At 53.6% G+C, this 8,820-nt stretch carries 6 protein-coding genes; 1 reads left to right on the top strand and 5 read right to left on the bottom strand.

Annotated features, from left to right (window positions below; translation table 11 throughout):
- Positions 1 to 25: 25 nt before the first annotated feature.
- From HY272_10000 to HY272_09985, 4 genes are all read right to left on the bottom strand, one after another.
- On the bottom strand, positions 26 to 1,822 hold the full coding sequence (locus HY272_10000) for an acyl-CoA dehydrogenase family protein (GenBank protein MBI3773018.1): 1,797 nt from the start codon (positions 1,820 to 1,822) through the stop codon (positions 26 to 28).
- Complete coding sequence (locus tag HY272_09995) at positions 1,819 to 3,555, bottom strand: fatty acyl-AMP ligase (protein ID MBI3773017.1); 1,737 nt, start codon at positions 3,553 to 3,555, stop codon at positions 1,819 to 1,821. The genes HY272_10000 and HY272_09995 overlap by 4 nt, the downstream gene beginning before the upstream one ends.
- Before the next feature lie 508 nt (positions 3,556 to 4,063).
- Positions 4,064 to 6,325, bottom strand: a complete 2,262-nt coding sequence (gene ptsP / locus HY272_09990; protein MBI3773016.1) for a phosphoenolpyruvate--protein phosphotransferase — start codon at positions 6,323 to 6,325, stop codon at positions 4,064 to 4,066.
- A 12-nt stretch (positions 6,326 to 6,337) separates the two neighbouring features.
- Positions 6,338 to 6,856, bottom strand: coding sequence for an RNA pyrophosphohydrolase (locus HY272_09985; GenBank protein ID MBI3773015.1), 519 nt, complete (start codon positions 6,854 to 6,856; stop codon positions 6,338 to 6,340).
- Positions 6,857 to 7,015: 159 nt separating this feature from the next.
- Between HY272_09985 and HY272_09980 the strand changes: the two genes are divergently transcribed.
- Entirely contained in the window at positions 7,016 to 7,702 is a 687-nt protein-coding gene (locus HY272_09980; protein MBI3773014.1) for an HAD family hydrolase, read from the top strand.
- 8 nt (positions 7,703 to 7,710) lie between these two features.
- Here the strand turns inward: HY272_09980 and HY272_09975 are convergent, their stop codons facing one another.
- Complete coding sequence (locus HY272_09975) at positions 7,711 to 8,748, bottom strand: type IV pilus twitching motility protein PilT (GenBank protein MBI3773013.1); 1,038 nt, start codon at positions 8,746 to 8,748, stop codon at positions 7,711 to 7,713.
- Positions 8,749 to 8,820 lie beyond the last annotated feature (72 nt).

Genomic DNA, 8,820 nt, shown 5'->3' with positions numbered 1-8,820 from the left:
GAGGGTATCACACAGATATTCGACACTATGCGGTTTGTAAGTCACGGTAAGTCTCCTTGGAAAAATCAGGTAAGGTCTCCACAAGGCCACGCGCCGCCAATGGCCAGGGTAATAACGAAAACATCTGTGCATGCGTACGCTGATACTCACATTGTTCATGTAGCGCTCCGATTAACGCGGGCGCTAGCTCCCCGCATCGGAACTCTGCTCGCCCAGCGCGCGCCAGAGCGGCCTGTAACCAGAGTCCGCGCGCAAAGAAACTGCCAAGCGCATGGCGGTTATACAACCACACACCAAGCGCTGCGATGGCCGCATGGAGCTCACAATAATGCTGGGCAAACGCAAACTGCCGTGCGCTATTACGCTCGCCACGACGCACTGGTTCATCAAGAACGTTCGCATTCAATGAGGCAAGATCGTTCTTCAATTGGACCGCTAAACGCCGCAGCTCAGACAATGTTTGCACATTCAGTTCGTCATCCGCGACAACCGCATCAAGCTGCATCAACAGTGCCGGCAGGCTATCCATGACCGCATTACGACCACGGTTAAACAGATCAAGCCGCTCATACGGTAACGATGGCAATGGACAATTCAGATCATAAAGCGCCGGCCAGTCGACCGGAGAGACGTGATCACGATGCCCTCGCACCAGCGTTGGCAGCAATGTCGCCAGACTGTCGAGGCAGACCAGGCTGCTACCATCAAAGATGGAAACGATGGCGCCATCGCGAATAAATTTCTGGAATATTCCCTCGCCATGCCTTTCGCGCAGGTAGTAACGCGCCCCCAGAACGCTAGCCAACTGCTGACATGCAAAATCAACCAAATGAGTAACTTGCACTTTAGCGACGGTGGACCAGGCTGAGAACTGCTCCGGATAAAGATGCAAGCCGCGCGCAGCGACAATGGCAGTGCATTCACCCATCAGTTGCGACAAATAGGCGTTCGCCAACACATGTTGCGTGTGGGGCAATGTATTCATTGCAGCGCCATACAACTGCCGTTGCGCGGCAAAATCCGCCACCAGCCGCAACGCGCTATCGCCTACGCCCAGGGAGAGCGCCGTACAATAGGTGCGAGTCACTTGAAACCCCTTAAGCGCCAGCTCTAGCCCAAACCCTTCAGCACCGATGCGCGAGTCAGCCGGGATATTGCACTCCCGGAAACCGATCCCACTGATGTCACAGCCACGCAAGCCATGAGTTTTCACGCGTGGCAAATGATAGTAGTGACGGCTCTCCAGTTTATTTTTGTCGATAATAAATAATGTATGATTGCGCAGATGCTGACCGGCATCGGTACGTGCCAGCAACACCAAGAAACCGGAACGCGTGGCCCGGTTGATCGGCCACTTTTCACCATTGAGCGTATAACTACCATCGGCGTTTCGACGAGCCGTTAATTCGTTGGCCGCCAAGTCAGCGCCGTGATCCGCCTCGGAATAGGCCAAGCAGGGAAAATGGCCGTCGTGAAGCACCCAGTCCGCAATGCGTCGCTGCTGTTTGGCGTCTCCGCCGATCCAGGCCAGCGCCGACCACAGCATCGTGCTAAAACTTACTGCGACGGACATATTACGCCTGGCCAGCGTTCTGCCCATGGCCACAAAAGTTTCGCTTGACTTAAACGAACCGCCCAGTTGCTCAGGCACATAAACGCGCGGCACTCCCAGCGCGTTTAGAAACGAGACGGCCACATCAGGAAAGGCATCCGCTTCATCCAGCGCCATCGCCTGACGAAATGAGAGTGTATTATCTGGATTAGCAGGATCGCCAAGTGCCTGCTCAAAAGCCAATGCTTCATGGTATTGCTGGGGAATCATGCGGTTGCCTCCCTGACACAAATTTCAAGTTCTGCGGCAAGCCAGCGGTTACGCACCAGCAAGCGCTGTACTTTGCCACTGGATGTTTTTGGAATCGTATTGGCACGAACAAACACCAACTCATTAATTTGAAGCTGATGTTCGCGAGAGATTGCGTTACGCAGAGCAATGGCCGCGTCGTCCAAATCCTCGGAGTGCCAACCACGGTCCATTTCGACAACTAATCCCAACCCCTCGCCATCTGGCGTATCAATGGCAAATGCCGCAGCGCCCTGCGGACGTAGCGCCGGATGCGCCGACAACGCCGTTGCTTCAATATCATGCGGGTAGTAATTATGACCGCGGATGACAATAAGATCTTTGATGCGACCAGTGACGTAGAGCTCGTTGTCCTGTAACACACCCAGATCGCCCGTACGCAACCAGGAGGTATCATCGCCTGGCAACTTGGCATGGAAGGTTTCCTTTGTTGCATCCGGTCTCGCCCAATAACCATCGGTAACCGCTGGGCCACTGACCCAGATCTCGCCGATCACGCCTTTGCCACACCGTTTCCACGAATCAGGATCGACGATGGCAACTTCGGTTTCCGGATCCGCTTGGCCACTACTGACCAACATGACGCCGCCCTCTCCAGTTGTCTTGAGAGAACCCAGCGCCAACGCATCGCGTCTTGCCTGCAACATAACCGCGCCACTCAAAACCTGTGGTGCCGTCACCATCAATGTCGTTTCGGCCATGCCATAAGAAGGGAAAAAGGCTCGGCGATCAAAACCAGCGGGCGCAAATGTTTCAGAAAAGCGCTTAAGGGTTTCCGCACGAATAGGTTCGGCTCCATTCACGGCAACACGCCAGCTAGATAAATCAAGCTGTTCAATCTGCTCCGGCCTGGCGCGACGAACACATAAATCATAGGCAAAATTGGGCGCAGCACTGATGGTGCCACGATACCGGGAGATAGCCTCCAACCAACGCATGGGTCTTTGCAGGAATGTGGCAGGCGCCATTAAATGTACGGGGAAACCGGCATAGAATGGCTGCAAAATCCCACCTACCAATCCCATGTCATGATAGGGTGGCAGCCACACAACGCCGACGCTTTCCTCATCACTGTGCATGGCCCGTGAAATCATTCGGGAATTCGCCATCAAGTGCCGCTGCAAAACGCGTACTCCCTTGGGCGTCCCGGTCGAGCCTGAGGTATACTGGAGCACTGCCAACGTATCTCCATCAACAGCGGGCATCTTCCAGTCTGCTTCAATACCAACCGGCAAATCATCCGTGGCCAACGCTTGTAAACCGCGATGGCGCAAGACCTGCCACTCATCACCGGCCAACGTGGCCAACACAGAAGAAGTCGACAGCATCACCGCCGCCCGCGCATCGTTAACGATAATGCGTACTCGTTCGTACGACGTATTCAACCGTGGCGCATACACCGGCACAGCGGTAATCCCCGCGTACCAGCAACCGAGAATGCTCAGTACATAATCAATGCCGGGCTGAAATAACAACACAGCACGCTGGCCGCCGAATCCGCGCTGCTGCAATACCGCAGCAATCGCTCTGGCTCGACGGTCAAGCTCGCCATAACTGACTACAGTTTCGCCATTGCCTTGATCGTTTTGAAACCCAAAAGCGACTCTGTGGGGAGTGATAGCCGCACGCCACACCGTCAACCTAACAAAATCCATTTCATGAAATACGTTTTCGCGTTTATTTGGATGCGTCATGTAATGACTCCGGTATCTTTAGATCAACGAGACCAAAGATACCAATCGCAGGGCGCGAAAAAAATTATACTTCGGTATACCTCAGGTATACCTTAACCAAGCTGATCTTCGGCCAAGCTGGATATCGCAATGAATTAATAAAGTTGCCTATCCCAGGGACAGACTAGATTTGAATCGATGGATTATCAGTGTGGCGCCGACGATTTATAGCTTTGTTCATGCCAATCCGATTCACGAATAGACATTTTTACTTCCGAAGTAACGAAAGTAAAAATGTTATTCATAATAAGGTTATTACGATTTCTCAATAAATTTCGAAGATAATCTCAAGTAGTGTCCGGTAATTTTATTAGCCGGTCATATAACAAGTTGATCTGGATAGGAAACGGCATGTTTAGGGGTGTCACCGCGTCGCGGCGCTACGTGCGGCTGGCAGGCATGATCTTGGCCCGCTGCTTAAGGGCAACATCCGCCATAATGTATTCATCAGCACGTTTTTCAGCGGTTGTTAATGCCGTCCCGCGCGCACCAGCCCGCCCAACCCCGCTTCGATCAACATCTCGGCCAGATAAGCATGCACACTTTGCGAGTCTTCCAGCGCTAACACATCCTCTGCAATGCGACGGGCGCGGGCCACGGGGAAACTGCGGATCATCCATTTAACGCGAGGCAGACTTGAGCTACTCATACTCAGGCTATTTACGCCCAATCCGAGCAGTACCAGCGCTGCCTTGGGATTGCCAGCCATTTCACCGCAGACACTCACTGGACAGTGAAGTGCCTGCGCGCCATCAATCACAGCTTTTACGGCACGGATGACGGCGGGACTCAAACTGTCGTACAACGCTGCGACATTGCTATTGTTGCGATCGACCGCCAGCAAATATTGCGTCAGGTCATTGGTGCCGACGGAAATAAAATCGACGCGGCTGGCGACGGATTCAATCTGATAAACGAGTGACGGCACTTCCACCATAACGCCGATCAATGGCGGCTCAATGGCAACGCCCTCTTCAATCAGCTCTTCATAAGCTTTGCGAATGAGACGCTTGGATTCGTCAATCTCGGGAATATTGCTGACCATGGGCAACAACAAACGCGCGCGCCCCATACCTTGGCTGGCGCGCATCATGGCACGCAGTTGCACCGAAAATATTTCCGGATGATCCAGAGTAATGCGAATTCCACGCCAACCGAGAAATGGATTTTCTTCTTTAATTGGAAAATACGGCAGCGACTTGTCACCCCCAACATCCAGCGTGCGCAATACGACTGGTCGCGGCGAAAATTCCTGCATGACACGGCGGTAAATCAGAAATTGTTCATCTTCCGTCGGAAAGCGTTCCCGAATCATGAATGGAAATTCGGTGCGATATAGCCCAACCCCTTCGGCACCACTGCGCCGGGCCGGAGTAATGTCGGATAGCAAACCGGTGTTGGCATAAAGCGGGATACGAATTCCATCCGGCGTTTCCGCGGGCAGATTGCTCAATTCGGACAAGCCGGCATTGAGCTCTGCTTCTTCCCGCAACAAACGTTGATATTCCTGGCGGATGCCATCCGAAGGCGAAACATAGATACGGCCACTATAGCCATCGGCGATGATTTCCCGGCCATCGATGCGGGTCACAGGCAAATCCTGCACCCCGACCACCGCCGGCACACCCAACGCCCGCGCCAGAATCGCCACATGGGAAGAGGTTGATCCCCTGGCCGAGACGACACCTACGAGCTTTCCCACCGGCACTTCAGCCAGCATGGTCGCGGTGATTTCTTCGCCGACCAGGATTGTTTGATCATGATATGGCGGTGGACGATCACGCCCCTTCTGCAAACACATCAAGATACGACGACCAAGATCGCGCACATCATCGGCGCGCTGCCGCATATAGGGGTCATCCATGTTCTCGAAAACATGGACATGCGCCGCGATGGTGTCACGCAAAGCGCCGGAGGCCCAACTACCCCGCTGAATCTGGGCAATGACTTGATCGATGATGCTGGCGCTACCCAGCATTTGCACATAGGCATCAAAGATGGCTTGATCTTCGCTGCTTAATGCGATGGCGATACGTTGTTGTAATTCACGAATATCGGCCTGCGCGAGCGCAATCGCTTCACGAAACGCTGCGATTTCAGCGTCAATATCATCCACACCACGATCCGGCACGGCGTCGAGATCCGCAGGCGGATAGATGACCAAGGCCGTTCCAATCGCAACCCCAGGCGATCCCGGCAAACCATCCATCGCCACGCTGCTCTTGCCACCCACCAACGCGGCCATGCCCCCGACAACTTCGGCATGAGCGATAGCACCCGCTAATTGCGCACCGATGGTGAGCAGGAATGCAATTTCTTCATCATCAAAACGGCGTGTGGCGCGCTGTTGCGCAATCAACACGCCCAATACCTTGCGATGATGAATGATCGGCACGCCGAGAAAGGCGTGATAGGGTTGTTCGCCGGTTTCTGCAATAAAACGAAAACGGGGATGCGTCGGTGCATCTTCGAGATTGACCGGCTCGGCACGTTCGCCGACCAGGCTCACCAAGCCTTGCCCCAACGGCAAACTGACCTTGCCCACGGCATCCGGATTCAGGCCGCGAGTCGCCATCAACACATAACGGCTTCTGGTGTCATCGACGAGATAGACCGAGCAGACATCGACCTGCATCGCTTCTTGCACACGCTCGACAATGATCGTGAGCGCCTGATGCAAATCTCGCGCATGCCCCACTTCCTGAATGATGCGGCGCAATCTATCGAGCATCATAACTTATACCTAGGGACGTGTATTGCGATGCGATCTGAACTGCGAACGTTGCGCTTCAAATCCCAGCAACGGGGCGAATTCCTGCAACACGCGGCTATAGACCGCGCGCTTAAAATGCACCACTTGATGCACCGGCGACCAATAATCGACCCACCGCCAACTATCGAACTCCGGCCGCTCGCTGAGATCAAACCGAACCTCGCTATCGTCCGCCAGAAAACGCAACATAAACCAAACTTGCTTTTGACCAACACACAGCGGCTTGCTGCCATAGCGCACCAAACGCCGGGGCAGGCGATAACGCAACCAGCCGCGTGTATGGCCGAGGACCTCTACGTGCTCGGGACGCAAACCGACCTCCTCGGCCAGCTCCCGGTACATCGCTTCCTCAGGCTCTTCGTCGGTACGAATCCCCCCCTGCGGAAACTGCCAGGCGTTCTGACCAATGCGGCGCGCCCAAAAAAGCTTTCCCTCGCGATTACACAAGACAATGCCTACATTGGGCCTATATCCATCTGGATCAATCACTTACAAACCGTTAGCAAAATTGACTATTGATCCATTGTTCCATAAAACCGTGGCCACAAGCAATTCGACCTGAGTCACATCATTCAATTCGGGATTTACTCCTGACACAACCCACCTTAAGCTTCTGGGTTTTGGCCAAAGCAACAGGATTTTAAAACAGTGAATCTGGCGATATTCGACCTCGACAATACCCTGCTTAACGGCGATAGCGATTATTTGTGGGGGCAGTATCTGGTAAACGCTGGCCTGGTCGATGGCACTTATTACGCGCGCGAAAACCAGCGCTTTTATGATGAATATCGTCGCGGCGTACTCGATATTCAGGAGTTTTTGCGTTTTGCGCTGCGACCACTGGCCACCCATCCATTACCATTGCTGCTGGATTTGCGCCAACGCTTTATGCAGGAAGTGATCGAGCCCATCATCCTGCCCGCGGCGCGAACGCTGTTAAAAACACATCGCGATCAAGGACACACGCTATTGATTATCACTGCCACCAATCGCTTTGTGACCGAACCGATTGCCGAGGCACTGGCCGTTGATGACCTGATCGCCACCGATCCGGAGTTTGTGCACGGGCGCTATACCGGCAATGTCGCGGGTACGCCTTCGTTCCGTGAAGGGAAAGCAAAACGTCTGGAACAGTGGTTACAACAAAACGGAGCGAATCTGGCTTCAAGCTGGTTTTATTCAGACTCGCTCAATGATTTACCATTGCTGGAATTGGCGACGCATCCGGTCGCCGTCGACCCCGATGAAACGCTGGCGCAACATGCCGCAATCAAGGGCTGGCCGATAATGACCTTACGCCAGGGTAAAATGCCTACACCGATAGCGGCTGAATAACGGGTCGATTAACCAAAGGATTCCTTGTTTGCGGCACGCATCTTCGCATCCTGCTTGGTGACCACGCCCTGTTTCACCAATTCCAGCAAACATTGATCCAGTGTTTGCATCCCCAGACCTTGTCCGGTCTGAATCGCGGAATACATTTGCGGCACTTTGTTTTCGCGGATCAAGTTACGAATCGCAGGTGTACCGACCATGATTTCATGCGCTGCGACACGGCCACCGCCAATGCGCTTGAGCAGGGATTGAGAAATAACGGCGCGCAATGATTCCGATAACATTGAACGCGTCATATCTTTCTCGGCCGCTGGAAACACGTCAATGATACGGTCGATGGTCTTGGCGGCGGAGTTGGTGTGCAGCGTACCGAACACCAAGTGACCAGTCTCAGCAGCGGTGAGCGCCAAACGAATCGTCTCGGGATCGCGCATTTCACCGACCAGGATGATATCCGGGTCTTCACGCAAGGCGGAACGCAAGGCCTCATTAAACCCAAGTGTATCGCGATGAATTTCGCGTTGATTGATGAGGCATTTTTTACTCTGATGCACAAATTCGATCGGATCTTCGACGGTGAGAATGTGGCCGAATTCAGTGCTGTTCTTGTAATCAATCATCGCCGCCAATGTTGTCGATTTACCGGAACCGGTCGGCCCCGTTACCAGCACCAGTCCACGCGGATTATTAGCGATGTCCTTGAACACCGCCGGGCACTTGAGATCTTCAAGCGTCAGAATGTTTGAAGGAATGGTACGAAACACGCCGCCGACACCACGATTGTGATTGAAGACGTTGACGCGGAAGCGCGCGAGGCCAGGAATTTCGAACGAAAAATCGGTCTCGAAAAATTCTTCGAAGTCCTTGCGCTGGCGGTCGTTCATGATGTCGTACAGCATGTTATGAACCGACTTGTTATCCAGCGCTGGCACATTGATGCGTCGAATATCGCCGTCAACGCGAATCATTGGCGGCAAACCCGCTGACAGATGCAAGTCCGAGGCGGCATTTTTGACGCTAAAAGCAAGCAGTTCGGAGATATCCATGGTTTTTCCCTTGCGCTTTTTCCATTCTCAAAGCCATATGGACCGGCCTTCGCGGCCAGCCCGATCACTATC

The organism is Gammaproteobacteria bacterium (assembly GCA_016200485.1).
Lineage (GTDB): Bacteria > Pseudomonadota > Gammaproteobacteria > Tenderiales > Tenderiaceae > JACQEP01.
The sequence above is the reverse complement of the archived record's forward strand: the minus strand, read 5'-3'. Positions and strand labels throughout refer to the sequence as shown.